Here is a 24696-nt window from a genome sequence, read left to right as displayed (position 1 = left end):
CATCGTCCCGGCCGCCCCGGCGGCGTCGGCGGCGGGGATAGGCTCGCCGAACGTAGGATGGATCCTCGGACGACGAGGGCTGGGAGGCACCGTGGCGGCGCGAACGAGCGGGGCGGCGACGTCGAGCGCGGCGATCCCGAAGCTCTCCTGGAACGCCGTGCGGCCCGCGCCCGTGGTGCTGATCTCCGGCCCGGAGGACGTCCTGGCGGATCGCGCGACGTCGATGCTCCGCGACGCGCTCCGCGCCGAGGACCCGGCGCTCGAGGTCAGCGACCTCGACGCGGCCAGCGCGCCGCGCGGCGAGCTGCTGACGCTCGCGAGCCCGTCGCTGTTCGGCGAGGCCAGGCTGATCCGGGTGAGCGGCGTCGAGCACGCCGGCGACGACTTCCTGCTCGACGCGCTGTCGTACATCGAGGCGCCCGCCGACGACACGACGCTCCTCCTGCGTCATCGCAGCGGACAGCGGGGCAAGAAGCTGCTCGACGCGATCCGCGCCGGCCGCGGCCGCGGCGTCGAGGTGGTCTGCGCCGAGCTCAAGAAGGACTCGGAGAAGCAGGACTTCGCCCAGGCCGAGTTCCGTGCCGCAGGTCGACGGATCGCTCCGGGCGCGCTGCGCGCGCTCGTCTCGGCGTTCAGCGACGACCTCGGCGAACTGTCGGCGGCCTGCCGCCAGCTCATCGCCGACGCACCGGGGGACATCGACGAGCGCACCGTCTCGCGCTACTACGGCGGGCGGGTCGAGACCACGGCCTTCGAGGTCGCCGACACCGCGATCGCGGGCCGCCACGGCGAGGCGCTCGTGGCGCTCCGGCACGCCCTCGAGAGCGGCGCGGACCCGGTGCCGATCGTCGGCGCGTTCGCGATGAAGATCCGGACGATGGCGAAGGTGCAGGGGGCTGGGCGGGCGCCCGCGGCGAGCCTCGGGCTCGCGCCCTGGCAGGTCGACCGGGCCCGGCGCGACCTGGCCGGCTGGGACGACGCCGGCCTCGCGCGCGTCATCGAGGCGCTCGCCGCGACGGATGCCGCGGTCAAGGGCGCCGAGCGGGACCCGGTGTTCGCGCTCGAACGGCTCGTCGGGCTGATCGCCGCGCGCGGCCGCTAGCGCGGAGCATCCTCGCGGCGTCGCCGCGACGCAGGACGGCCGCGCGCACCCGGGCGGGGTGCGCGCGGCCGTCTCTGTCGAGGGAGGCTCAGCAGCCCGACGCCAGGCCCGCCTGGTACGTCGCCTGGGCGACCGCGTAGCCGGGGGCGCTGCGCTGGATGTTGTGCCCGAGGAAGTTGGCGACGAAGCAGAGCTGGCCCCACGTCTTCGGGCCGACGACGCCGTCCCCGGTCAGGCACGTGGACTGCTGGAAGGCGATCACGCGAGCCTTCGTCGCGGGGCCGAAGTACCCGTCCGCGGTGATGACGTTGTTCGCGTAGGCGACCCCGCGACACGTGCTGCGCATGGTCGTCGCGCCGTTCAGGATCGTCTGGATGTTCTTGACGCAGGACACGTAGCTGCTGTTCTGCGAGTAGGTGTAGCTCACGCAGGGTGCGGCGGCCTCGGCCGGTGCGCTCGACGCGACGACGGGGGCCGTCGCGCCGATGGCCACCACGAGGGTGGCGAGCGTGATTCGGAGCATGGTGCGCAGGCGCATGGGTTCCTTCCAGTGCAGGGTTCGGGTCGATCCGGAGACGGATCTCCGAACGCGAGCATAGGGGAGACGCGAACGGGCCCCGCACCAGTGGTGCGGGGCCCGTTCGACCGTGCGGCGCCGATTACAGCGCGGCGACCTGCTTCGCGATCGACGACTTGCGGTTCGCGGCCTGGTTCCGGTGGATGACGCCCTTGGAGACGGCCTTGTCGAGCTTGCGGGTCGCGACCTGGAGGGCGGCGGTCGCCTTCTCCTTGTCGCCCGACGCGATCGCCGTGCGCGTGTTGCGGATGACGGTCTTGAGCTCGCTCTTCACGGCCTTGTTGCGCTCCTGCGCCTTCAGGTTGGTCTTGATGCGCTTGATCTGCGACTTGATGTTTGCCACGTGTGTGTTCTTTCGTTCGTGTGGTGTACCGGTGTGCCGCGAGCGGTAGAGGGGCCGTCGCAGCGTTCCGTGCGGGGGTGGGACCCACACGCAAGCCAACAGACAACGATACCAGCTTGTGGGATCCGTCTCCACTCAGGCGGCGGCGTCGCGCCCCGCGGCGAGCGGAGCGGTCGCATCGCGGCGCGCGTCGGCCCGGCGCACCGCGGCGCGCCGCTCGAGTTCGGCGACCGCGCCGAGCACCGCGGCGGTGAACTCCGCCGGGCGGACGAGGCTCACGAGGTGGGTCGCTCCGGGGATCACCACGAGCCTGGAACCCGGCGCGGCGCGGAGCATCCGCTTCTCCTCGAGGCGGAAGTGGTCGTATCGGCCGTTCACGAACCAGATCGGCACGTCGATGCGTCCGAGCGAGGCCTCGAGGTCGAACGCGCCGACCGCGCCGACGGCGTCGGCCATGACGTCGAGCGCGACGCCGCCCGCGACGACGTCCTGGACCGCGGCCTTCGAGAGGAAGACCCGGGCCATCGCGTCGTTCAGCCCGCGCCCGCGGTCGGGCAGCCGGCGGATCGCGGCCGCGAGCCGCTGGTAGCCGTGGAGTGCGGCGCCCCTCGGCCGCGTGCTGCACGAGGCGGCCACCAGTCCGTCGAGCCGCCCGGGATGCGTCGCGGCGAACTCGATCGCGACGTACCCGCCGAGGCTGAGGCCGACGAGCAGGCGCGGCACGCCGGGTGCGTCGCCGCGTTCGCCCGTGGGCGGCGGCTCCGGGTTCAACGCGGCATCCACCGCTTCGAACGCCGCCTCGACCGAGAACCGCTCCCCGATCCGCGCGCCGTGCGCGGGCAGGTCGACCGCGTGCACCTCGACGCCGGCGGCCTCGAGCGGGACCAGCTGGTTGCGCCACATCGTCGCGGACGTGCGGATCCCGTGCAGGAGCACGACGCGTGCGCGGGGCATCCGCTTCGCCGCCGTTCCGGCGCCGCGGACCGAATCGATCGCGTCCCTCCCCGCCATGGCGCCCCAGCGTAGTCCGTCGTGCGCGCCGAGTCATGGGAGAATCGACAGGATGTCTCCGAGAGCCGCCAACCCGCCGGTGCCTGCCGCCACCGACCCTGCGCTGATCCGCAACTTCTGCATCATCGCGCACATCGACCACGGCAAGTCGACGCTCGCCGACCGCATGCTCGGCATCACGGGCGTCGTCAGCGACCGCGACATGCGCGCGCAGTACCTCGACCGCATGGACATCGAGCGCGAGCGCGGCATCACGATCAAGAGCCAGGCGGTGCGCATGCCGTGGCAGTTCGACGGCGTCTCGTACGCGCTGAACATGATCGACACCCCCGGGCACGTCGACTTCAGCTACGAGGTCTCGCGGTCGCTCGCGGCGTGCGAGGGCGCGATCCTCCTCGTCGACGCGGCGCAGGGCATCGAGGCCCAGACGCTCGCGAACCTGTACCTCGCGCTCGAGAACGACCTCGAGATCATCCCGGTGCTGAACAAGATCGACCTGCCCGCCGCCGAGCCCGAGAAGTACGCGCGCGAGCTCGCCGACCTCATCGGCGGCTCGCCCGACGACGTCCTCAAGGTGTCGGGCAAGACCGGCGTCGGCGTCGAGGAACTGCTCGACCGCGTCGTCGAGCGCATCCCGGCCCCGGTCGGGAACGCGGATGCCCCGGCCCGCGCCATGATCTTCGACTCGGTGTACGACAGCTACCGCGGCGTCGTCACGTACGTCCGCATGGTCGACGGGCAGCTGAACCCGCGCGAGCGCATCCAGATGATGTCGACCCGGGCGACGCACGAGATCCTCGAGATCGGCGTGAGCGCGCCCGAGCCGACTCCCACGAAGGGGCTCGGCGTCGGCGAGGTCGGCTACCTCATCACGGGCGTGAAGGACGTGCGCCAGTCGAAGGTGGGCGACACGGTCACGACGGCCGTGAAGCCCGCGGCCGAGGCGCTCGCCGGCTACATCGAGCCGCTGCCGATGGTGTTCTCGGGCCTCTACCCGATCGACGGCAGCGACTATCCCGAGCTGCGCGAGGCGCTCGACAAGCTGAAGCTCTCCGACGCCGCGCTCGTCTACGAGCCCGAGACGTCCGTCGCGCTCGGCTTCGGCTTCCGGGCGGGCTTTCTGGGCCTGCTCCACCTCGAGATCGTCACCGAGCGGCTCCGCCGCGAGTTCGGGCTCGACATCATCAACACCGCGCCGTCGGTGGTGTACGAGGTCACGACCGAGGACAAGAAGACCGTCACGGTCACCAACCCGAGCGAGTTCCCGACCGGCGGCAAGATCGCCGAGGTGCGCGAGCCCATCGTGAAGGCGGCGATCCTCGCCCCGAAGGACTACGTCGGCACGATCATGGAGCTCTGCCAGTCGCGCCGCGGCACGCTCCTCGGCATGGAGTACCTGGGCGAGGACCGCGTCGAGATCCGCTACCACATGCCGCTGGGCGAGATCGTGTTCGACTTCTTCGACAACCTGAAGTCGAAGACGGCCGGCTACGCGTCGCTCGACTACGAGCCCGCCGGCGACCAGGCCGCCGACCTCGTGAAGGTAGACATCCTCCTCCAGGGCGAGCAGGTCGATGCGTTCAGCGCGATCGTGCACCGCGAGAAGGCCTACGCCTACGGCGTGCTGATGACCGGTCGCCTGCGCGAACTCATCCCGCGCCAGCAGTTCGAGGTGCCCATCCAGGCCGCGATCGGCGCGCGCATCATCGCGCGCGAGTCGATCCGCGCCATGCGCAAGGACGTCCTCGCCAAGTGCTACGGCGGCGACATCACGCGCAAGCGGAAGCTCCTCGAGAAGCAGAAGGAGGGCAAGAAGCGCATGAAGATGGTCGGCCGCGTGGAAGTGCCCCAGGAGGCGTTCATCGCCGCGCTCTCGGGCGACACCGAGAAGAAGGACGCGAAGAAGTAGCGTCGGCGTTCGCGCACCCGAATCGTGACATCACCGATCCGTCGTCGTAGATAGCATGATGGAGCGCTCCACCGGGCGCCGGACGCAGCGATTCCTCGCCTGGCCGCGGCCAACCGACGGAGGAGTCGATGATGACCTCGCCCCTGCCCGGATCTCCTGAAGACGAGAAGACGAGCACACCGTCCGGCCCGAAGGCGGAAGCCGGGCCCGGCCGCTCCCCGGCATTCTGGTCGCGGCTCGTGGTGTCGGGACGCCGCAGGCCGTTCCTGGCCGCGGGTGCCGGCGCCGTCGTCGTGGCGCTGCTCGCAGCCGGCATCGTGCTCGGATCGAGCCTGGCCTCGGCCGAGGCCGATGCCACCGGCGTCGGCCACGGGTCCACCGCGGCCGGGGAGCCGGCGAGCGAGGCATCCCCGGCCTCATCGGCCACGAAGGCCACGAAGGCGCCGGCCGCCACGAAGAAGCCAGTCGCGTCCTCGCCGAAGCCGGCGACGCCCGAGGCGGTTCCCACCTATGCGGTCGACCCGAAGCCCGAGCCCGTGCTCGCGGTCGACTGCGCGGGACTCGTGGCGCAGGACCTCAGGGTGAAGGTGCTCGGGGACAGCGGCACCCTCTCCGAGGGAAACGGCCGCCCGGCACGGGAGGACGGCTTCGCCGCCGAGTGGCAGGCCGGCCTCCTTCGCTGTTTCTGGTTCGGCGCGGGCGAACGCGCGTCCCTCGAGGTCGAGCTCCTGCCGGACGCGATCGACGGCTTCCGGGAGTTCTCGAATGCCGGAGCAGGGGCGTCGGGTTCGGCATTCCTCGGTGCGGACTCGCGACTCGACTGCACGGCCACGACGCCGACGAGCGTGTGGAGTTGTCGCGGGGGCTTCACGCCCGCCGGGCATTGGGTCGAGTTCAACTTCGGCGGGGCGAGCGCGTACGCCGGTGAACCGCCGTACGCGCTCGCGGGCGAGTTGGGCGCGTCCATCCGAGGTGCGCTCGATGCGGCCGGGCCGTCGCGTCCACGTGCCGACACCGGCGACGCGCCCGACTGCGGCCGATACGACACGGCCGGCCTGCGGAAGGCCGTCGTTTCCCCCGACCTCGCGGCGCCGACGGCCGACGCGTTCGGGATCACCATGACCGAGGTCGCCTGGAAGCGAGTGGGATTCGGCATCTGCCACTGGACCGGCCCGTCAGCCGGCGGCGGCCTGCCGGGAGTCACGATCGGCATCCTCCCGGGCGGAGGCTGGGCCGTCCCGGAGCCTGCGGTGTTCGCGGCCGAACATCCGACCGGCGATACCGAGCTGGTCGCCATCGCCGGGGTCCAGGCTGCGGTGCGGACCTGTTACCACGATTACGGGCAGTGCGAGATTCGCGCCTCGGTCGACGGAGACTACGTCACCGTCTCCACCGTCACGCCGACCAGTTCCGGACGCGACGCGGAGGCCGACGTGATGACGGCCGCCCGGTTCCTGATCGCGAACCTGCCGGAATGACGCCGTTCCCACGGGCCGTGCGTTCCACCGTCGGCGATCGGACGCGCGTGCGGTCGGTCTTTCGTAGAATTGCCGGATGACCCGACGGAGCACCTTCACCGACCAGTCCGTCACGTACGGCGCGATCGGTGCGACCCTCGAGGCGGACTTCCTCCGGTATCCGCCGAAGGGATTCCGCCCCGCGGAGGACACGGTCAGGATCGGCTCGGGCCACGAGCGGTTCGACCGCGCCGCCGAGGAGCTCATGACCTGGGGCATCCAGCGCGGTGCCGGCCTGCGCGTCGAGGACGTGTCCGAGGGCACCGGCATCCAGTACACGGGCGTCGTCTACGACCCCGAGGGGGCGCCGGTCACGGCCGAGGCGCCGCGGACCGAGCAGCGCTTCGCGGCTGACGGCACGCCCTGGATCACGGCGGGCATCACCGCGCGCCTGCGTCGGCCGACGCGGTTCGGCGGCCGCGTGACGCCCGTGCTCGTCGTGTACGTCATCGACGAACCCGATCGGGTCGGATTCGCCTACGGCACGACGTCCGAGGGCGACGAGGTGGGCGAGGAGTCGTTCATCCTCGAACGCCGCGAGGATGACGGCGTCTGGCTCACGATCCGCTCGGTGCTGCACGGCGCGGGCGGTGCCCGGGCCGTCCTCGCCCCGCTCGTGCGTCGTCGCCGGCGCGACCTCACGCGTCGCGAGCTGCGCGCGCTGCACCCGGCGTTCGTCTGAGATGGCGGCGGGATAGGAATGGGCGGTCCGCTTCCCCTCGGCGAGCCGGCGCCCGCCGACGGACTCCTCCCGTCGTCGGCCGCGGACGGCGCGCGCGACCGCGCGTTCGGCGTCTACCTGCACGTCCCGTTCTGCCGGGTCCGCTGCGGGTACTGCGACTTCAACACGTACACGTCGGGCGAGCTCCGCGGCGCCCGGCAGGAGGACTACGCCGACCAGGCGATCGGCGAGGTCCGGTTCGGGGCATCCGTGCTCGCAGCGTCGGGCGTCGCGGTGCGCGAGGCATCCACCGTCTTCTTCGGCGGCGGCACGCCGACGCTGCTGCCTGCCGCCGACCTCGTCCGGATGCTCGGCGCGGTGCGCGACGAGTTCGGCCTCGCGCCGGGCGCCGAGGTCACGACCGAGGCGAACCCGGACTCGGTCGGGCCCGACGACCTCCGGGCGCTCGCCGACGGCGGGTTCACGCGCGTCTCGTTCGGCATGCAGTCCGCCGTGCCGCACGTGCTCGCCGCGCTCGACCGCACGCACGATCCCGCGCGCGTCCCGCTCGTCGTCGGCTGGGCGCGGGACGCGGGCCTCGACGTGAGCCTCGACCTCATCTACGGCACGCCGGGGGAGTCGCTCGCCGACTGGCGCCGCAGCGTCGAGGCCGTCGTCGCCGAGCGCCCCGACCACGTGAGCGCGTACGCGCTCATCGTCGAGGAGGGCACGAAGCTGCACCGGCAGATCCGCCGCGGCGAGCTCGCGCAGCCAGACGACGACCTCGAGGCCGACATGTACGAACTGGCCGACGACCTGTTCGCCGCCGCCGGCTACGAGTGGTACGAGGTCTCGAACTGGGCGACGGATGCCTCGCACCGATCCCGGCACAACCTCGGTTACTGGCGGGGCGACGACTGGTGGGGCGTCGGCCCCGGCGCGCACAGCCACGTCGGCGGCATCCGCTGGTGGAACGCGAAGCATCCCGCCGCGTATGCCGAGCGGATCGCCGGCGGCGTCTCGCCCGCGGTCGGGCGCGAGACGCTCGACGGGCCGACGCGGGAGACCGAGCGCGTGCTGCTGCTGACCCGGATCCGCGAGGGCATCGCGGTGGCGTCGCTGCACGCGGGCGGGCGTCACGCGGTCGCCGGGCTGATCGCCGACGGGCTCGTCGACGCGAAAGCCGCCCTCGGCGGGCGGCTCACGCTCACCCGCCGAGGGCGGCTGCTGGCCGACGCGGTCGTGCGCCGGTTGCTCGACGGCTGAGCCGCCCGCCGGAGCGCACGCGTCGGCGTGCCGGAGGCATCCTCGGGCGCGGCCCGCGCGTCAGATCGACCGCTGGTAGCTCCGGAGCGACGAGACCGACCACCAGAACGCGAGTCCGGCGAGGGCGGCGAGCAGGCCGAGCCGGCCGAGCACGAGCGCGGCGTCGCCGCTGCCGTCGAACGCGCTGCCGTCGAGTCCGGCCCGGCCGACCTCGACCGCCCAGGTCAACGGGTTCCAGGCGGCGATCGACGCGATCCAGTCGGGCAGGAGCTCGGCGGGCATCATCGTCGTGGACAGGAAGGTCGCGGGCAGCACGATCGTCTGCGAGAGCCCGATGAGCGCGACCTGGCTGCGGGTCGTGAGCGCGACCGCGGTCGACATCGAGCAGAACGCGGCCGCGAGCAGGCTCGCCGCGACGAGCGCGAGCGCGACCCCGCCGACGCCGCCCGGGTACCGCGCGCCGCCCGCGAAGCCGATGGCGAGCACGATCGCCGACTGCAGCAGGTTGATCACGAGCTGCTGGAGCAGTTGGCCGGTGACGATCGCGGTGCGCGCGATCGGCGCGGTGAGCAGCTGGTCCATGACGCCCGAGCGGATGTCGTCGAGGTAGCCGGTCCCGGCCCAGGCGCCCGAGTAGAGCACGGTCATCATGAGCACGCCCGGAACGAGGTAGGGGAGGTAGCCGTCCGCCCCGAACGCCGGGAGCGCGCCGAGCGAGGTGAACACCTGCCCGAACAGCAGGATCCAGATCACCGGCTGGAGGAGGCTCATGACCGGGCCCCACGCCTGGCGCGCGGTCGTCGTGATCCACCGGCGGAAGACCTGTCCGGTCTGCGTGAACCACCCCGCGGGGCGGATCGCGGCGGGCGTCGGTGCTGCGGAGGCGAGCGTGGCGGTCATGCCGCGGCTCCTTCCCGGTCGGTCGCGCCGTCGCCGGCCGCGAAGGTGTGGCCGACGTGGTGGAGGTACACGTCGTCGAGGCTGGGAGCGGAGACCGCGACCGCGCCGAAGGGAATGCCGGCGGCGGTGAGCGCCGAGACGACCGCGCCGACGGCGTCCCCGCCGTGGTCGGTCCGCGCGACGAGCGATCCGCCGGTGCCGGCGACCTCGACCAGGAGGTCGCGCAGCCCCGGGAGGCCGTCGACGGCCGTGCGGACCGCCACGGCGTCGGGCTCGTGGAGCTCGACCCGCACGGTGTCGCCGTGCAGGGCCGACTTGAGCTCGGTGGGCGTGCCCGAGACGACCTCGACGCCGTGGTCGATGATCACGAGCGAGTCGGCGAGGCGGTCGGCCTCCTCGAGGTAGTGCGTCGTCAGCACCACGGTCAGCGAGTCCTCGCCGGCGAGGCGCCGGATCTCGGCCCACATCGCGGCGCGCGACTCGGGGTCCAGGCCCGTCGTCGGCTCGTCGAGGAACAGGACGGACGGCCGGTGCGTGAGGGCCGCCGCGACGTCGAGCCGACGGCGCATCCCGCCGCTGAACTTCGCGACCGGCCGGCGCGCGGCGTCGGCGAGCCCGAACTCGGCGAGGAGGCGCCGCGCGCGGTCCTGCGCGTCGGGTCGGTTCATGCCGCGCAGTCGGGCCGCGAGGGCGAGGTTCTCCTCGGCGGTGAGCAGCGGGTCGGTGCTCGCGCCCTGCGAGACGTACCCGATCAGCGCGCGAACGCGGGCGGGCTCGGCGGTCACGTCGTGGCCGCCGACGCGAGCCGTCCCGGAGGTCGGGAGCGTGAGCGTCGTCAGGATCTTCGTGGTGGTGGACTTGCCCGCGCCGTTCGGGCCGAGCAGGCCCGTGACGCTGCCGGCGGGCACCTCGAGGTCGAGGCCGCGGAGGGCTTCGACGGGCGGGGCGCCGCGGCCGGTGCGATAGGTCTTCCGGAGCGCCTCGGTGGCGATCGCGGGTGCGGTCCCGGCGCCGCCATGCGGCGCGCGGGCAGGGGAGGAGGAGGTCATGTCGTGCTCCTGTGGCGGATCGAGGTGATCGAAGGGGTCGGGGGATGCCGGCGACGTGCGTCGCCGGTCGAGTGCGGTGCGTGGTGCGCGGGGTGCGGCGCGCGCCGCGGCGCGTCAGCGCTTGGGCGGGAACAGCATCCGGGCGAGCAGGATGAACCAGGCCGCGAAGCCCGCCACGATGCCGAGCAGCGCCCAGCCCCAGCCCACCGTGAAGCCGAGCACGACGAACACCGCGGCGGTCACCGTCCAGAGGACGACCGTGTAGATGCCGAACCGTGCGGCGGCGGCCGGGTCGGTGCTGAACGCGTCGACGGCCTCGGTGTCGGACCGGTGGCCGAGGACCCACGGCTTGTGCCGGTTGGTCTGGGTCGCTCCGAGGTAGCCGAAGACGGCGACGGACGCGAGCGCGGCCACGCCGGGCGCGAGCAGCCACAGCAGGTCGGCTCCGGCGACGACGAGGACGGCGGCGACCCCGAGCGCGGCGATCACCAGGCCCGTCGCGAGCCCGTAGCCGGCCGCTCGGGCGGCGGGCATGGGGTGGTCGGTGCTCGTCTCCTGGTGGAGCGCGTCGCCCGTGACGATGCCGAGCGCGGCGCCCGCGGCGACCGCGAGTCCGAGCGCGAGCGCCGCCGAGGTCGCGAGGATCCCGAGCAGCCCGAGCACGAGCAGGATGAGGCAGGCGGCGGCCACGACGGAGAGCAGCGTGACGCGGACCACGAACGCCGGATTCGGCCGCACGCGGTTGCGGGCGGCGAGGGCCGCCTGCGTGGCCGGCGCGCCGGAGCCGGGCTCCTGGTCGTCGCCGACCAGCTCCCGGAGGTCGCCGAGCTCGGCGATCGCGGTGCGTGCGGCGTCGGCGGGAGGCCGACCCGCGGCCTCGAGCTCGGCGGCCCGGGCGACGAGGTTGCCGCGGATCTCCTCCTTCAGGTCGAGGGTCTCGGGGGTCACCGCGATCTCGGCGAACGCCTCGTCGAGGAGGCGGTGGACGGCGGCGCCGGGGACGTGGTCGGTGGGAGTCATGGTCTGGCCTTTCAGCGCTCGGCGGCGGTGCCCGCGAGCAGGGAGTCGATGATGTCGCGCGTGGCGGCCCACGCGGCGACGTTGCGGCGGTACACGGCCCGCCCGGCATCCGTGATGCGGTAGTACTTGCGGCGGCCGCCCTGGCTCTCGTCGCCCCAGTAGGCCTCGGCGAGGCCGTCCTTCAGCAGGCGGCGGTAGGTGGCGTAGAGGGTCGCCTCCTTGATCTCGTAGCGGCCGCCGGTGGCGTCGCGGATCGTCTTGTAGATCTCGAAGCCGTAGCGGTCGCCCCCGCGCAGCACCCCGAGCACGATCGTGTCGGTGTGCCCGCGCAGGAGGTCGGCGGCGAATGCGTCGTCGGCCACCGGGGCGGCGTTGTCTGTCATGACTAGTACTGTATCTGATGTAGTAGATCTGATCAAGTACTGGATGAGCAGTACGCGTGAGCACGCGGCAGGGGAGCCATCCGGGGCAGCACGAAGCCCATCCCGGCGGTGCCGGGACGGGCTTCGGTCGGTCGGACGCGACCGCGGTTCAGGGCATCGAGCGGATGCTCAGTGCACGAACTTGATCGCGAGCGGGTAGGTGTACGGCTGGCCCTGGTTGGCCTTCACCGCGGCGAGGATGCAGAAGATGATGTTCACGGCCCAGACCGCGAACCACAGCACCAGGCCGATCAGGATGAACGAGAGCGCGAAGCTCACGATGTACGCGATGAGCACGGTCAGCTGGAAGTTCAACGCCGTCGCGGTGTGCTCCCGGATGAAGGGTCCCTTGTCCTTGAGGACGAGGTAGCCGATGAGCGCCGGGAGGAAGTTGAACAGGGCGCCGCCGATGTGGATCAGCGTGGCCCAGAGCTTCTCGTCCGACGGGCTGAGCGGGGCGCTCTGCTGGTACGGGTTCGAGCCGGGCGGTCCGGGCGGGGGCGGAGGCGGCGAGCCGGGAGGCGGTCCCGCGGGCGGCGTCGGGGGCCCCGGCGGCGGGGGAGGCGGAGTTGCGTCTGACATGATGCCCTCCTCGGGATCGGCTGCGCGGAAAACGAGCGATGGTCACATGCTGGCATGAAAACGCGCGCCGCGGGAGATGGCACTCCCGCGGCGCGCGTTCCGGTCCGTGGGCGGTCGTCCGCCCGGTTCCGCGACTACTTGATGAGGCGGATGGCGAACGGGTAGCGGTAGTGGGTGCCGTCCTTGGCCTTGAGGAAGCCCTGGATCGAGAAGATGATCACGGCGACCCAGAGGGCGGTCGGCAGCAGCCAGCCGATGAAGGCCCAGATCCCGAACGTCACCGCGGTGAGGATCGAGTTGATCACGAGGATCGCGACGTACGCGATCGTGGCGGTGATCTGGAAGTTCAGCGCCTCCTTGGCCTCGACGTCGGTGAACCGGCCGCGGTCCTTGAACACGAGCCAGATGATCAGCGACGGGAGGAAGCCGAGGATGCCGCCGAGGTGGGCGAACGACGCCCACTGCTGGTCCTGCTCCTGGGTGAGCGGCGAGGCGGTCGCGGGCTGGGGGGCGCCGGCCGCGCCGGCATCGGGTGCGTGGTTCTGGTCGGACATGTGCATTGGCCTTTCGGGCACTGGAGGGTGGCCGCGGGGGAGGCGGCCTCCGCCGGGACGTGGCGGACTTGTGAAAACCTAGCGCCGTGCGTCGGGCGCGGGCAACGGTGCTGTCCCTGAGTGACGCGATAGGATTGGCACTCAACCTGAGTGAGTGCCAGACGTCCCGGAAAGGAGAGGCCGTGGTCTCCGAACGAGGTCTCGCGGTGCTCCGCGCAATCGTCCAGGACTACGTTGCATCGCGCGAGCCGGTCGGCTCGAAGACGATCGTCGACCGCCACGCGTTCGGCGTGTCCGCCGCGACGATCCGCAACGACATGGCGCTCCTCGAGGAGGAGGAGCTGATCGTCGCCCCGCACACCTCGTCCGGTCGCATCCCGACCGACAAGGGCTACCGCGTGTTCGTCGACCAGCTCACCGAGGTCCGCCCCATGAGCCAGGCGCAGCGGCACGCCATCGAGACCTTCCTCGGCGAGTCCGCCGACCTCGACGAACTGCTCTCGCGCACGGTCCGGCTCGTCGCGCAGCTCACCAACCAGCTCGCGGTCGTGCAGGTGCCGAGCTTCGCGAGCGCACGCGTCCGGCACGTCGAGCTCGTCCAGCTCGCGCCGACCAGGGTGCTGTGCATCCTCATCACGAACTCCGGCCAGGTCGAGCAGCGCCTCGCCGAGCTCGCCGACGAGGTCGACGAGACGACGCTCGCCGACCTCCGGGTCGGGCTCAACCGGGTCGCCGCGGGTCTCACCTTGTCCGAGGCGGCCGCGGTGCTGTCGGGCGAGCTCGAGACCGCCGATCCACGGCACGCCGCGGTGCTCCACACGCTGGCGCTGACGCTCGCCGAGCAGGCGCGCGCGCAGCGGAGCGACCGGCTCGTGGTCGCCGGCGCCGCGAACCTCGTGCGCACCGAGCAGGACTTCTCGGGTTCGATCCTCGACGTGATCGAGGCGATCGAGGAGCAGGTGGTCCTCCTGCGGCTCTTCGGCGAGATGGCCGCCGACCCGCACGGCATCGCGGTGCGGATCGGCCGGGAGAACGCGTCGTACGGCCTCGCCGACACGTCCGTGGTGTCGACGGCCTTCGCCGTGCCCGGGCGCGACGTCTCCCGCCTCGGGATCGTGGGCCCCACCCGCATGGACTACTCCGCCGGCATGGCGGCCGTCCGGGCCGTCGCGCGCTACCTGTCGCGCACGCTCGGCGAGCACTGACCGCGGCGGACGAGCTCCGCCGCTCCGATGAAAGGAACCGCCCTCCGTGGCAGACCACTACGAGGTCCTCGGCGTCTCGCGCGAGGCCACGCAAGACGAGATCAAGAAGGCGTACCGGCGGCTCGCGCGAGAGCTGCACCCCGACGTGAACCCCGGCGCCGAGGCATCCGAGCGCTTCAAGGAGGTCACGCACGCGTACGACGTGCTCAGCGACCCGAAGCAGCGCCAGCAGTACGACCTCGGCGGGCAGGGCGGCGGCTTCGGCGGCGCGCAGGGCTTCGGCGGGTTCGGCGACATCTTCGAGACGTTCTTCGGCGGCGGCCAGCAGTCGCGGGGCCCGCGCAGCCGCCGGGAGCGCGGCCAGGACGCGCTCATCCGCGTCGAGGTCGGCCTCGACGAGGTGATCTTCGGCACGCACCGCGACCTCGAGGTCGACACGGCGATCCTGTGCGAGACCTGCAACGGCTCGTGCTGCCAGCCCGGCACCGCGCCGGTCACGTGCGACATCTGCCGCGGCACCGGGTCGATCAACCGCACGGTGCGCTCGCTGCTCGGCAACGTGATGACCTCGAGCCCGTGCGGCACCTGCCGCGGCTACGGCACGATCATCCAGACGCCGTGCGTGACCTGCCAGGGGCAGGGTCGCGTGCGCGCGCGGCGCACGGTCCCGGTCGACATCCCCGCGGGCGTGGACACCGGACTCCGCCTGCAGATGCCCGGTTCCGGCGAGACGGGCCCGGCGGGCGGCCCGAACGGCGACCTCTACCTCGAGATCAAGGTCCGCAACCACGACGTGTTCAGCCGCGACGGCGACGACCTGCTCTGCACGCTCCAGGTGCAGATGACCGACGCGATCCTCGGCACGACGGCGAACGTCGCGGCGCTCGACGGCGACGTCGAGGTCGAGCTGAAGCCCGGCTCGCAGTCCGGCGAGGTGCTCACGGTGAAGGACCGCGGCGTCGGGCGCCTGCGCGGCGCGGGCCGCGGCGACCTCCGGATCGGCGTCCAGGTGCTCACGCCGACCAAGCTCACGCACAAGGAGCGCCAGCTCGTCGAGCAGCTCGCCGCGGCGCGCAAGCCACTGGCGCCCGAGCTCACGCACTTCCACCAAGGGCTCTTCGCTCGGCTCCGGGACCGGTTCCTGGGGTGACCGGCGGATGACCCGGACGAACCGATGACCCGGACGAACCGATGACACGGACGAGCGGATGACCCGATGAGCAGCCTCTACCTCGACGAATCGCTCGACCTCGCGGGGGTCGCCGCGGGCGACCGCGTCCTCCTCGCGGGCGACGAGGCGCGCCACGCGGTGTCTGTCGCGCGCGTCCGCGTGGGCGAGCACGTCGCGATCGGCGACGGGCGCGGCCGCGTGGTCCGCGGGCCCGTCGTCCGCGCCGAGCCGCGCGAGCTGGAGCTCGAGGTCGAGGATGCCTCGGCCGAGGCCGCACCCGGCGTCAGGCTGACCCTCGTGCAGGCGCTCGCGAAGGGCGATCGCGACGAGCTCGCGGTGCAGGCGGCCACCGAGCTCGGCGTCGACCGCGTGATCCCGTGGGCGGCCGCCCGATCGGTCTCGCGGTGGGACGGCCCGAAGGCCGCGAAGGGCCGCCAGCGGTGGGCGGCCATCGTGCGCGAGGCGACGAAGCAGTCGATCCGGGCGTGGCTGCCGGACGTCGACGAGCTCGCGACCACGGGGCAGCTGCCCGCGCGGCTCGACGGGGCCCGGATCCTCCTCCTCGAGCCGACCGCGACGGTCCGGCTCACCGACCTCGTGCCCGACGAGCGCTCGGTCGCGCTCGTCGTGGGCCCCGAGGGCGGCATCGCCCCGGCCGAGCTCGACCGGCTCGCGGCCGCCGGTGCCGAGCCGGTCCGGCTCGGGGCATCCGTGCTGCGCACCTCGACGGCCGGGCCGGCCGCGATCGCCGTGCTCAGCGCCCGCCTCGGGCGGTGGTGAGGCCCGGCTCGCCGCACCGGTCGGCTCGCTACGATGGAGGGATGAGCGAACCCGTGGAACGGCCGACGATCTTCGAGCGGATCGCCGCGCGCGAGATCCCCGCGCGCATCGTCGCCGAGACCGACCGCGTCATCGCGTTCCACGACATCGCGCCGAAGGCCCCCGTGCACGTGATCGTCACGCCGAAGTCGGGCGACTACCGCGACGTCGCCGCGCTCGCGGCCGGCGACCCCGGCCTGCTCGCCGAGGTCGTCGAGGTCGCGCGCGGGGTCGCGTCCGAGCTCGGCGACGGCGACTACCGCCTCGTCTTCAACACCGGCCCCGGCGGCGGCCAGACCGTCTTCCACGTGCACGCGCACGTGCTCGCGGGCGGCCTCGAGGAGGCATCGCTTGCCGGCGCCTGACGGCTCGCGCCCGCAGGGCGGCGAGGCGCCCACCGGCCTCCCCGAGGTTCCGGGCGGCGACGCCGCGTCGGCGTCGGAGGAGCGGCTCAGCATCGACGGCGTCGCCATGGTGCGCCTGCTCGGCCCGCAGGACCGGCTCCTCACGAGCATCCAGCGCGAGTACCCGGGCGTGACCGTGCACGTGCGCGGCAACGAGATCGCGATCCGCGGCGATGCCGACGAGCGCCTGCGCGTGCGGCGGCTCATCGAGGAGCTCCTCGAGCTCGTGCGCAACGGGCAGGACCCGACGCCGACCGAAGTGCGCACGTCGGCCCGCATCCTCGACCAGGACCCGGGCGCACGCCCGTCCGAGCTGCTCGGCCAGGTCATCGTCTCGAGCCGGGGGCGCTCGATCCGGCCGAAGACCGCGGGGCAGCGCGAGTACGTCGACGCGATCGACGAGCACACCATCGTGTTCGGCATCGGCCCGGCGGGCACGGGCAAGACCTACCTCGCGATGGCGAAGGCCGTCCAGGCGCTCCAGCGCAAGGAGGTCAGCCGGATCATCCTGACCCGGCCGGCCGTCGAGGCGGGCGAGCGGCTCGGGTTCCTGCCCGGCACGCTCACCGACAAGATCGACCCGTACCTGCGCCCGCTCTACGACGCGCTGAACGAGATGATGGACCCCGAGCTCGTGCCGAAGCTGCTCGCCTCGGGCACCGTCGAGGTCGCCCCGCTCGCGTACATGCGCGGCCGCACGCTCAACGACTCGTTCGTCGTGCTCGACGAGGCGCAGAACACGACGCCCGAGCAGATGAAGATGTTCCTCACGCGCCTCGGGTTCGGCTCGAAGATGGTCGTGACCGGAGATGTCACGCAGGTCGACCTGCCGACCGGGGCATCCGGGCTCCGGCTCGTCACCCGCATCCTCGACGGCATCGACGACATCCACTTCACGCGGCTGACGAGCGACGACGTCGTCCGCCACTCGCTCGTCGGCCGCATCGTCGACGCGTACACCGAGTTCGACCAGCGCACGCAGGCGCAGCGGTTCGAACGCGAGCAGGCCCGCGAGTTCGCGAACCGCGCGGAGCGTCGCGGACGCGCCCCGCGCGACCACCAGCCGCCCCGGCCACGGGGCTGACCCGCGGATGCCGCGACAGACCGCACGTTCGACACCGCGCCCACCGAAGGGGACCCCGTGAGCATCGAGATCAACAACGAGTCCGCGATCGAGGTCGACGAGGCCGCCATCCAGCGGCTCGCCGTGTACGCCCTCGACGCGATGCACGTGCACCCCGACGCCGAGCTCGCGATCGTGCTCGTCGACGAGGGCGCGATGGAGCAGCTCCACGTGCAGTGGATGGACGAGCCCGGCCCCACCGACGTGCTCAGCTTCCCGATGGACGAGCTCCGGCCCGGCACCGAGGACCAGCCCGCCCCGCCCGGCCTGCTCGGCGACGTGGTGCTGTGCCCGCAGGTCGCCGAGTCGCAGGCGAAGACCGCCGGCCACTCGCTCCTCGACGAGCTCCAGCTGCTCACGACCCATGGCATCCTGCACCTGCTCGGCTTCGACCACGCCGAGCCCGATGAGGAGAAGGAGATGTTCGGCATCCAGCGGGACATCCTCGTGGGCTTCGCCATGCAGGAGCGGCGCCGCTGACGATGCAGCCCTGGCTCTTCCTCGCCGCGGCGTTCGTGCTCGTCGGATTCGGCGGCCTCATGGCCGCGGTCGACGCGGCGCTCGGCGTAGTCTCGCGCAACGACCTCCTCGAGCTCGCGCACGGCGCCCGCGCCCGCCGCTCGCTCCTGGCCATCGCCGACGACACCGGGCCGCACGTCAACACCGTCAACTTCAGCCGGATCCTCTCCGAGACGACCGCCGCGGTGCTCGTGACGATCGCGTTCACGTCGTTCATCGACGACGTCTGGCTCGTGCTGCTCTGGTCCGCGCTCATCATGACGGCGGTCTCGTTCGTGCTCGTCGGCGCGAGCCCGCGCAGCGTCGGGCGCATGCACGCGCGCGGCGTCCTGCGGTTCGCGGCGCCCATCGTGCACTCGATCCGGGTGCTCCTCGGCCCGATCGCGGCGGGGCTCGTCGCGCTCGGCAACCGGGTCACGCCCGGGCGGCTCCGGTTCGCGGGGGTCTCCAGCGAGGAGCAGCTGCTCAGCATCGTCGACGACGCGGCCGAGCACGAGGTGCTCGAGGAGGGCGACCGCGCGCTCATCCACTCGATCTTCGAGTTCAGCGAGACCGTCGTGCGCGAGGTGATGGTGCCGCGCACCGACATGGTCACGCTCGACGCGTCCGCGAGCCTCGCGCACGCGATGGCGGTGTTCCTCAGGGCGGGCTACTCGCGCATCCCGGTCGTCGGGCGCGACGCCGACGACGTGATCGGCGTGCTGTACCTGCGCGACGTCGCGCGGGTCGCGTTCGAGCAGCCCGCCGCCGCCGAGGCGCTCACGGTCGAGGGCGTGGTGCGCCGGGCGGCGTTCGTGCCCGAGTCGATGCGCGCGGACGCGCTCCTCGAGCAGATGCAGGCCGAGAAGACGCACCTCGCGATGGTCGTCGACGAGTACGGCGGCATCGCGGGCCTCGTCACGCTCGAGGACCTCATCGAGGAGCTCGTCGGCGACATCTCCGACGAGTACGACCGCGAGGCCGTGCAGGTCGAGGACCTCGGCGACGGCCGCTTCCGCGTGAACGCCCGGCTGCCGATCGACGAGCTCGGCGAGCTCTTCGGCATCGAGCTCGAGGACGACGACGTCGACTCCGTCGGCGGCCTCCTCGCGAAGGAGCTCGGCCGGCTGCCCGAGCCCGGCGTCCGAGTCCACGTCTCGGGCCTCCTGCTCGAGGCCGAGCGCATCGAGGGCCGCCGCCGTCGCATCGCCACCATCCTCGCCTGGGCCGACCAGGCGCTCATCGACGCTCGTGCCGCATTCGATCGCGGCACGGAGGGAGGGAACGGTCGTGACTGAGTACCGTGCCGGATTCGTGTCCTTCGTGGGACGCCCCAACGTGGGCAAGTCCACGCTCACCAACGCGCTCGTCGGCGAGAAGGTCGCCATCACGAGCTCGAAGCCGCAGACGACCCGCCGGGCCATCCGCGGCATCGTCCACCGGGAGGAGGGCCAGCTGATCCTGGTCGACACGCCGGGGCTGCACCGGCCCCGCACGCTCCTCGGCGAGCGGCTCAACTCGCTCGTGCAGACCACGCTCGGCGACGTCGACGTCATCGCGTTCTGCGTGCCCGCCAACGAGGCGATCGGCCCCGGCGACCGATTCATCAGCGAGCAGCTCGAGCAGTACCCGCACGCGACGAAGGTCGCGATCGTCACGAAGACGGATGCCGCGTCGAAGGCGAAGGTCGCCGAGCAGCTGCTCGCGGTCTCGAAGCTGCGCGAATGGGCGACGATCATCCCCGTGTCGGCGCCGCGCGGCGAACAGCTCGACGTCCTCGTCGCCGAGCTCCTCGCGCTCATGCCGGAGGCATCCCACCCGCTGTACCCGGCCGAGACGCTCACCGACGAGGACGTGACCGAGCGGATCGCCGAGTTCGTGCGGGAGGCGGCGCTCGAGGGCGTGTCGGACGAACTGCCGCACTCGATCGCGGTCGTCGTCGACGAGCTGAACGAACGCGAGGGCAAGGACCTCGTCGACGTGTTCGCGACGGTCTACGTCGAGCGCGACAGCCAGAAAGGCATCATCATCGGCAAGGGCGGCGCCAGGCTCAAGGAGGTCGGGGCGACCGCACGCGCGCAGATCCAGGGACTGCTCGGCCGGAAGGTCTTCCTGTCATTGCACGTGAAGGTCGCGAAGGACTGGCAGCGCGACCCCAAGCAGCTCGGGCGGCTCGGGTTCTGAGCCGGCCGGGCCCGCGTACATCCGGAGGATGATTCCGCCCGAGGCGGCACTCGGCGGGCGTGGGCCCGCGCGTACGGTGGGACGATGAGCACCGCCCCGGCCCCCGTTCGCCGCCGACCGGATCCACCGGCCGCCCGGCTCGATCCCGTGGACCCGGCGCGGCGCCGACGGCGCCTCCGGGTCGACGTCGTCGCCGCGGTCGCGTTCGGGCTCGTCTGCCTTCCGTTCGCGCTCCTCGGGAACGCGGCAGACCTCGTCGCGCTCGTCGGGTTCACGGCCGCGCTCTCGGTCCGGCGGTTCGCGCCCGCGTGGTCGCTCGGGATCGCGTGGGCGGCCGCGATCGTGCAGATGGCGGCGTTGCGCGACCTGCAGCCGTACGACCTCGCGGTGATCGGCGTGCTCTACTCGACGGCCGCGCACGGCGGCCGGACCCTCAAGTGGGTCGGCCTCGCATCGGCGTGCGGCGGTGCGATCGTCGCGACCGCGTACCTGGGGGTGGCGAAGACGTTCTTCGCGGGCCCGGGGGACGCCGGGGCGACGGGCGGGATGCGGACGCTGCTGCTCGTGCTGTTCCTGTTCGTCAGCTCGCTCGCCGTCCTCGTGCTGGCGTGGACGGCGGGCCTGCTCGTCCGCGCCGTCCGCGACGGGCGCGAGATCCGCCGACGCGAGGAGGTCGCGACCCGCGAGCGCGAGCTCGCCGAGTACCGGTTCGTGGTCGAGCAGGAGCGCAACCGCATCGCGCGCGACATGCACGACGTCGTCGCGCACTCGCTCGCCGTCGTCATCGCGCAGGCCGACGGGGCGCGGTTCGCGGCGCGCGCACGCCCCGAGGCCGCGGCCGACGCGCTCGGCACGATCGCCGGCGTCGCGCGCGGTGCGCTCGGCGACGTGCGCCTGCTGCTCGCCGAGCTCCGGCACGCCGAGGGCGGTGCGCCGCAGCCCGCCGTCGACGACCTGGGCGAGCTCGTCGAGCGCATGCGCGCGACGGGACTCGTGCTGGAGTTCGCCGAGCACGGCGACCGGGTGCCGCTCGGGGCGCCGCACGAGATCGCGATCTACCGCATCGTGCAGGAGGCGCTCACGAACGCGCTCCGACACGGCGACACGGCGCAGCCGGTCCGGCTCGAGCTCGAGTGGGGGGAGACGTCGGTGGGCATCCTGGTCGAGAACGCGGTCCGGCCCGAGGATGCCGCCGCCGACGAGCCGCGATCGCTCCGGCACGGCATCCCCGGCATGCGCGAGCGCGCCCAGCTCGCGGGCGGGACGCTCGTGATCGAAGCCGACCCCACGCGCTTCGCCGTGCGGGCCGGCATCCCGACCGCAGCGCGGGTGGACGCCTGATGGAACGCATCCGCGTCGCGCTCGTCGACGACCAGGCGCTGTTCCGTGCGGGCATCCGGATGCTCCTGGAGTCCCAGCCCGACCTCGTGTTCGCCGGCGAGGCGGCCGACGGCGCCGCGGCCGTCGCGCTCGCCGCGCAGGCCGCGCCCGACGTCGTGCTCATGGATGTGCGGATGCCCCGCCTCGACGGGATCGCGGCGACCGAGCGGATCCTCGCCGACGCCGAGGCGGCCGGGCGGACGCCGCCGCGGATCGTCGTGCTCACGACCTTCGACCTCGACGAGAACGCCGCACGCGCGATCCGCGCGGGCGCGAGCGGGTTCGTGCTGAAGGACGCCGAGCCGGAGTTCCTCCTCGCCGCGATCCGCACGGTGCACCGGGGCAACGCCGTCCTCGCTGCGACGGCGACGCGCGAGCTCTTCGCGCACGTCGGCCGGGGGCGCGGCCGACGCCCCGCACCGCCCGCATGGGACGGCCTCACGCCGCGCGAGCGCGAGATCTTCGCGCTCGCCGCACGCGGGCTCTCGAACACCGAGATCGCCGCGGGCGAGTTCCTCAGCGAAGCCACCGTGAAGACCCACGTGAGCCGAATCCTCGCGAAGCTCGGGCTGCGCGATCGCGTGCAACTCGTGGTGTTCGCCTACGAGCACGACCTGGCCGGCTGAGGGTCGTCGCTCCGGGTCATCCTGCAGGATGACCCGGAGCCGACCGGCGGCGGATGCCCCGCCCCGCGGACGGTCCCTAGCGTCGAAGGCATGCAGAATCCTCCTTCGGACCTCGGACTCATCGCCCGCGCGATCGGCCTCGGCAAGCGCTTCGGCGGCGGCGCGGGCGGGGTCGTCGCCCTCGACGACGTGTCGATCGGCCTCCGCCGCGGCGAGTTCACGGCGATCATGGGCCCGAGCGGCTCCGGGAAATCGACGCTCATGCACCTCATGGCCGGGCTGGACACCCCGACCAGCGGCCGGGTGTGGCTCGGGGACACCGACATCACCGACCTCGACGACAGCGCGCTCACGGTGCTCCGCCGGCGACGCATCGGATTCGTCTTCCAGTCGTTCAACCTCGTCCCGACGCTCGACGTGCGCGGCAACGTGCTGCTGCCGTTCGAGCTCGACGGTCGGCGGCCGACGCGCGACGAGCAGGCCTGGATCGACGAGCTCATCGATACCCTCGGGCTCCGGGCGCGCCTCGGCCACCGCCCGCACGAACTGTCGGGCGGGCAGCAGCAGCGCGTCGCGATCGCGCGGGCGCTGGCGACCCGCCCCGACCTCGTGTTCGCGGACGAGCCGACCGGCAACCTCGACTCGCGCACGGGCCGGGAGGTGCTCGGGCTGCTCGCGACCGCGAGCGCGCGCTCGGGCCAGGCGATCGCGATGGTCACGCACGACCCCATCGCCGCCAGCCACGCCGACCGCATCCTCTTCCTCGCCGACGGCCGCATCGTGCGCGACCAGGGGCGTTCCACGCCCGAGGAGATCTCGTCGACCATGCTCCAGATGGAGGCGGCCGCGTGAGCCGGGGCATCCGGGAGCACCTGCCGACACTGCTCGTCGCGGTCCTCGCCTCGGGCTTCGGCGTCGCGCTGCTGCAGGTCACGGGCATCCTCACCGCCGTCATCTCGGGCGATGACGTGACCGGGTCGAGCGCGACCGTCGCCGTCATGCTCATGGTCGTCGCCACCTCGTTCATCGCGATCGCCGTCTACGTCGCGGCGGTGACGACCGCGAACACCGTCGCGACCGTGGTGGCCGGGCGCACCCGTGTCATCGCCCTGCTGCGGCTCATCGGGTCGAGCGCCGCCGCCCAGCGCGCGGTGATCGCGCGCGAGGGGCTCGCGGTCGGCGCGGCGGGCGCCGTGCTCGGCGCGCTGATCGGCACGGGAGCGGCGTGGGCGATCGCCGAGGTCTGCGTCGCGGTCGGGGCGATCCCCGCCTTCCACTACGGCTACCTCGAGCCCGTGCTCCTCGTGCCGATGGTCGCGGTCGTGCTCACCACGTGGCTGGCCGCATGGACCGGCTCGCGCCGCGTGCTCGCGGTGCGCCCCGCCGAGGCGCTCGGCAACTCGGCCGCGTCCTCGGTCGACGAGGTCGCGCGCCGCGTCGGACGGACCGCCGTCGGCGTCACGCTCATCGCGCTCGGCGCGCTCGCGCTGGCCGGGGGAGCGCTGATCGGGCTCGTGCACCCCGGCGGCGTGCTCATCGGCGTCGTCGGGGGCATCCTCTCGTTCACCGGCATCGTGCTCGTCGCCGATCGCATCATGCCCCGCGTGCTGCGGGCCGTCGGCCGCACGCTCGGGTCGACGCCGCCGGCCCGCCTCGCCGCGGAGAACGCGGTGCGGCACCCCGAGCGCGCCACTCGCATGACGATCGGGCTCGTGGTGGGCGTGACCCTCGTCACGATGTTCTCGGTCACCATGGAGTCGTACCGCCAGGCGATGCTCGAGGTCATGAGCACGCAGGAGCGGCTCGAGCAGTCGATCGGTCCCGTCATCGACGGCACGGTCGCCGTGTTCTCGGCGCTCGTCGGCTTCAGCGCCGTGATCGCGGCGGTCGGGCTCGTGAACACGCTCTCGATCAGCGTGCTGCAGCGCACGCGCGAGATCGGCCTGCTGCGCGCGCTCGGCTTCGACCGCGTCCAGGTGCGGCGGATGATCCTCGCCGAGGCCGCAGCCCTCACCGTCGCGGCCACCGCGACCGGCCTCGTCCTCGGCACCGTGTACGGATGGCTCGGCGCCCAGTCCCTGCTCGGCGGGATGACGGGGGAGCCGCGCTTCGTCGCGCCCGCCGTCCCCTGGGCGGTCGTGGCGATCATCGTCGGGTCCGCGGTCCTGCTCACGCTCGCCGCCTCGGTGGCGCCCGCGCGCCGCGCCGTGCGGATCTCGCCGGTCGCCGCGCTCGCCGTGGATTGACGCGGGCCGCGCCGACGAACCGCCGGCCGACCTCCCGTGCGTCACGGAAGGTCGGCCGGTTCCGTGCCCCGCAGGCTCGGTGCTAGCCTTGACGGGTGCTTCACGGCCTGCTTCTCCTTAGCTGCCG

Annotated in this window: 26 protein-coding genes; 17 read left to right on the top strand and 9 right to left on the bottom strand. The window is 72.8% G+C overall.

Going from position 1 to position 24696, the window contains the following annotated elements; all coding sequences use genetic code 11:
• Nucleotides 1-91 precede the first annotated feature (91 nt).
• Nucleotides 92-1102: a DNA polymerase III subunit delta gene (holA, locus tag ACDF64_RS14770; protein ID WP_394555161.1), complete on the top strand. Its 1011-nt coding sequence runs from the start codon at nt 92-94 to the stop codon at nt 1100-1102.
• An 88-nt stretch (nt 1103-1190) separates the two neighbouring features.
• On the opposite strand, the gene ACDF64_RS14765 is transcribed toward holA, so the two are convergent.
• From ACDF64_RS14765 to ACDF64_RS14755, 3 genes are all read right to left on the bottom strand, one after another.
• Nucleotides 1191-1640, bottom strand: coding sequence for a peptidoglycan-binding protein (locus ACDF64_RS14765; RefSeq protein ID WP_394552114.1), 450 nt, complete (start codon nt 1638-1640; stop codon nt 1191-1193).
• 121 nt (nt 1641-1761) lie between these two features.
• Nucleotides 1762-2022, bottom strand: a complete 261-nt coding sequence (rpsT, locus tag ACDF64_RS14760; protein WP_394552113.1) for a 30S ribosomal protein S20 — start codon at nt 2020-2022, stop codon at nt 1762-1764.
• Between the two features lie 135 nt (nt 2023-2157).
• Nucleotides 2158-2976 (bottom strand): alpha/beta fold hydrolase, encoded by an 819-nt coding sequence (locus ACDF64_RS14755; protein WP_394552112.1) that lies wholly within the window; start codon nt 2974-2976, stop codon nt 2158-2160.
• A gap of 109 nt (nt 2977-3085) precedes the next feature.
• Between ACDF64_RS14755 and lepA the strand changes: the two genes are divergently transcribed.
• The 4 genes from lepA (at nt 3086) to hemW (ending at nt 8386) form a co-directional block, all read left to right on the top strand.
• A complete protein-coding gene (gene lepA, locus ACDF64_RS14750; protein ID WP_394552111.1) occupies nt 3086-4942 on the top strand; it encodes a translation elongation factor 4 in 1857 nt (618 codons plus the stop codon).
• 131 nt (nt 4943-5073) lie between these two features.
• Complete coding sequence (locus ACDF64_RS14745) at nt 5074-6420, top strand: hypothetical protein (protein WP_394552109.1); 1347 nt, start codon at nt 5074-5076, stop codon at nt 6418-6420.
• Between the two features lie 76 nt (nt 6421-6496).
• Nucleotides 6497-7141 carry a DUF1990 family protein gene (locus tag ACDF64_RS14740; protein WP_394552107.1) on the top strand — a complete coding sequence of 215 codons (645 nt, stop codon included), beginning with the start codon at nt 6497-6499 and terminating at the stop codon, nt 7139-7141.
• A gap of 18 nt (nt 7142-7159) precedes the next feature.
• The gene (gene hemW, locus ACDF64_RS14735) at nt 7160-8386 is read left to right on the top strand and encodes a radical SAM family heme chaperone HemW (protein WP_394552106.1); all 1227 of its coding nucleotides are present in this window, start codon (nt 7160-7162) and stop codon (nt 8384-8386) included.
• 60 nt (nt 8387-8446) lie between these two features.
• On the opposite strand, the gene ACDF64_RS14730 is transcribed toward hemW, so the two are convergent.
• The 6 genes from ACDF64_RS14730 to ACDF64_RS14705 all read right to left on the bottom strand — a co-directional run bounded on the left by ACDF64_RS14730 (nt 8447) and on the right by ACDF64_RS14705 (nt 12913).
• The gene (locus tag ACDF64_RS14730) at nt 8447-9286 is read right to left on the bottom strand and encodes an ABC transporter permease (RefSeq protein ID WP_394552105.1); all 840 of its coding nucleotides are present in this window, start codon (nt 9284-9286) and stop codon (nt 8447-8449) included.
• On the bottom strand, nt 9283-10335 hold the full coding sequence (locus tag ACDF64_RS14725; RefSeq protein WP_394552104.1) for an ATP-binding cassette domain-containing protein: 1053 nt from the start codon (nt 10333-10335) through the stop codon (nt 9283-9285). Before ACDF64_RS14725 ends, ACDF64_RS14730 begins: the two co-directional genes overlap by 4 nt.
• 114 nt (nt 10336-10449) lie before the next feature.
• Nucleotides 10450-11355: a permease prefix domain 1-containing protein gene (locus ACDF64_RS14720; RefSeq protein ID WP_394552103.1), complete on the bottom strand. Its 906-nt coding sequence runs from the start codon at nt 11353-11355 to the stop codon at nt 10450-10452.
• An 11-nt stretch (nt 11356-11366) separates the two neighbouring features.
• On the bottom strand, nt 11367-11738 hold the full coding sequence (locus tag ACDF64_RS14715) for a PadR family transcriptional regulator (protein ID WP_394552102.1): 372 nt from the start codon (nt 11736-11738) through the stop codon (nt 11367-11369).
• A gap of 168 nt (nt 11739-11906) precedes the next feature.
• Complete coding sequence (locus tag ACDF64_RS14710; protein WP_394552101.1) at nt 11907-12359, bottom strand: DUF4870 domain-containing protein; 453 nt, start codon at nt 12357-12359, stop codon at nt 11907-11909.
• Between the two features lie 134 nt (nt 12360-12493).
• Nucleotides 12494-12913 (bottom strand): DUF4870 domain-containing protein, encoded by a 420-nt coding sequence (locus ACDF64_RS14705; protein ID WP_394552100.1) that lies wholly within the window; start codon nt 12911-12913, stop codon nt 12494-12496.
• A 182-nt stretch (nt 12914-13095) separates the two neighbouring features.
• Here ACDF64_RS14705 and hrcA point away from each other — a divergent pair, with 182 nt between their 5' ends.
• The 12 genes from hrcA to ACDF64_RS14645 all read left to right on the top strand — a co-directional run bounded on the left by hrcA (nt 13096) and on the right by ACDF64_RS14645 (nt 24569).
• On the top strand, nt 13096-14118 hold the full coding sequence (hrcA, locus tag ACDF64_RS14700) for a heat-inducible transcriptional repressor HrcA (RefSeq protein WP_394552099.1): 1023 nt from the start codon (nt 13096-13098) through the stop codon (nt 14116-14118).
• A gap of 46 nt (nt 14119-14164) precedes the next feature.
• On the top strand, nt 14165-15268 hold the full coding sequence (gene dnaJ / locus ACDF64_RS14695) for a molecular chaperone DnaJ (protein WP_394552098.1): 1104 nt from the start codon (nt 14165-14167) through the stop codon (nt 15266-15268).
• 66 nt (nt 15269-15334) lie between these two features.
• On the top strand, nt 15335-16069 hold the full coding sequence (locus ACDF64_RS14690; RefSeq protein ID WP_394552097.1) for a 16S rRNA (uracil(1498)-N(3))-methyltransferase: 735 nt from the start codon (nt 15335-15337) through the stop codon (nt 16067-16069).
• Nucleotides 16070-16110: 41 nt separating this feature from the next.
• Nucleotides 16111-16473: a histidine triad nucleotide-binding protein gene (locus ACDF64_RS14685; protein ID WP_394552096.1), complete on the top strand. Its 363-nt coding sequence runs from the start codon at nt 16111-16113 to the stop codon at nt 16471-16473.
• A 106-nt stretch (nt 16474-16579) separates the two neighbouring features.
• Nucleotides 16580-17596 carry a PhoH family protein gene (locus ACDF64_RS14680; protein WP_394555160.1) on the top strand — a complete coding sequence of 339 codons (1017 nt, stop codon included), beginning with the start codon at nt 16580-16582 and terminating at the stop codon, nt 17594-17596.
• A 57-nt stretch (nt 17597-17653) separates the two neighbouring features.
• Nucleotides 17654-18115 carry an rRNA maturation RNase YbeY gene (ybeY, locus tag ACDF64_RS14675; protein WP_394552095.1) on the top strand — a complete coding sequence of 154 codons (462 nt, stop codon included), beginning with the start codon at nt 17654-17656 and terminating at the stop codon, nt 18113-18115.
• Nucleotides 18116-18117: 2 nt separating this feature from the next.
• Nucleotides 18118-19431, top strand: coding sequence for a hemolysin family protein (locus ACDF64_RS14670; protein ID WP_394552094.1), 1314 nt, complete (start codon nt 18118-18120; stop codon nt 19429-19431).
• Nucleotides 19424-20317, top strand: coding sequence for a GTPase Era (gene era / locus ACDF64_RS14665; protein ID WP_394552093.1), 894 nt, complete (start codon nt 19424-19426; stop codon nt 20315-20317). The genes ACDF64_RS14670 and era overlap by 8 nt, the downstream gene beginning before the upstream one ends.
• Before the next feature lie 84 nt (nt 20318-20401).
• Nucleotides 20402-21658, top strand: coding sequence for a sensor histidine kinase (locus ACDF64_RS14660; protein WP_394552092.1), 1257 nt, complete (start codon nt 20402-20404; stop codon nt 21656-21658).
• Nucleotides 21658-22323 (top strand): response regulator, encoded by a 666-nt coding sequence (locus ACDF64_RS14655; protein ID WP_394552091.1) that lies wholly within the window; start codon nt 21658-21660, stop codon nt 22321-22323. Before ACDF64_RS14660 ends, ACDF64_RS14655 begins: the two co-directional genes overlap by 1 nt.
• Nucleotides 22324-22413: 90 nt before the next feature.
• Nucleotides 22414-23175 (top strand): ABC transporter ATP-binding protein, encoded by a 762-nt coding sequence (locus ACDF64_RS14650; protein WP_394552089.1) that lies wholly within the window; start codon nt 22414-22416, stop codon nt 23173-23175.
• A complete protein-coding gene (locus ACDF64_RS14645; protein ID WP_394552088.1) occupies nt 23172-24569 on the top strand; it encodes an FtsX-like permease family protein in 1398 nt (465 codons plus the stop codon). The genes ACDF64_RS14650 and ACDF64_RS14645 overlap by 4 nt, the downstream gene beginning before the upstream one ends.
• The last annotated feature ends 127 nt before the right edge of the window (nt 24570-24696 follow it).

It is taken from the genome of Agromyces sp. MMS24-JH15 (assembly GCF_043518605.1).
In the GTDB taxonomy this organism is placed as follows: domain Bacteria; phylum Actinomycetota; class Actinomycetes; order Actinomycetales; family Microbacteriaceae; genus Agromyces.
Note: the sequence above shows the minus strand (reverse complement) of the source record. Positions and strands in the feature narration are given on the sequence as shown.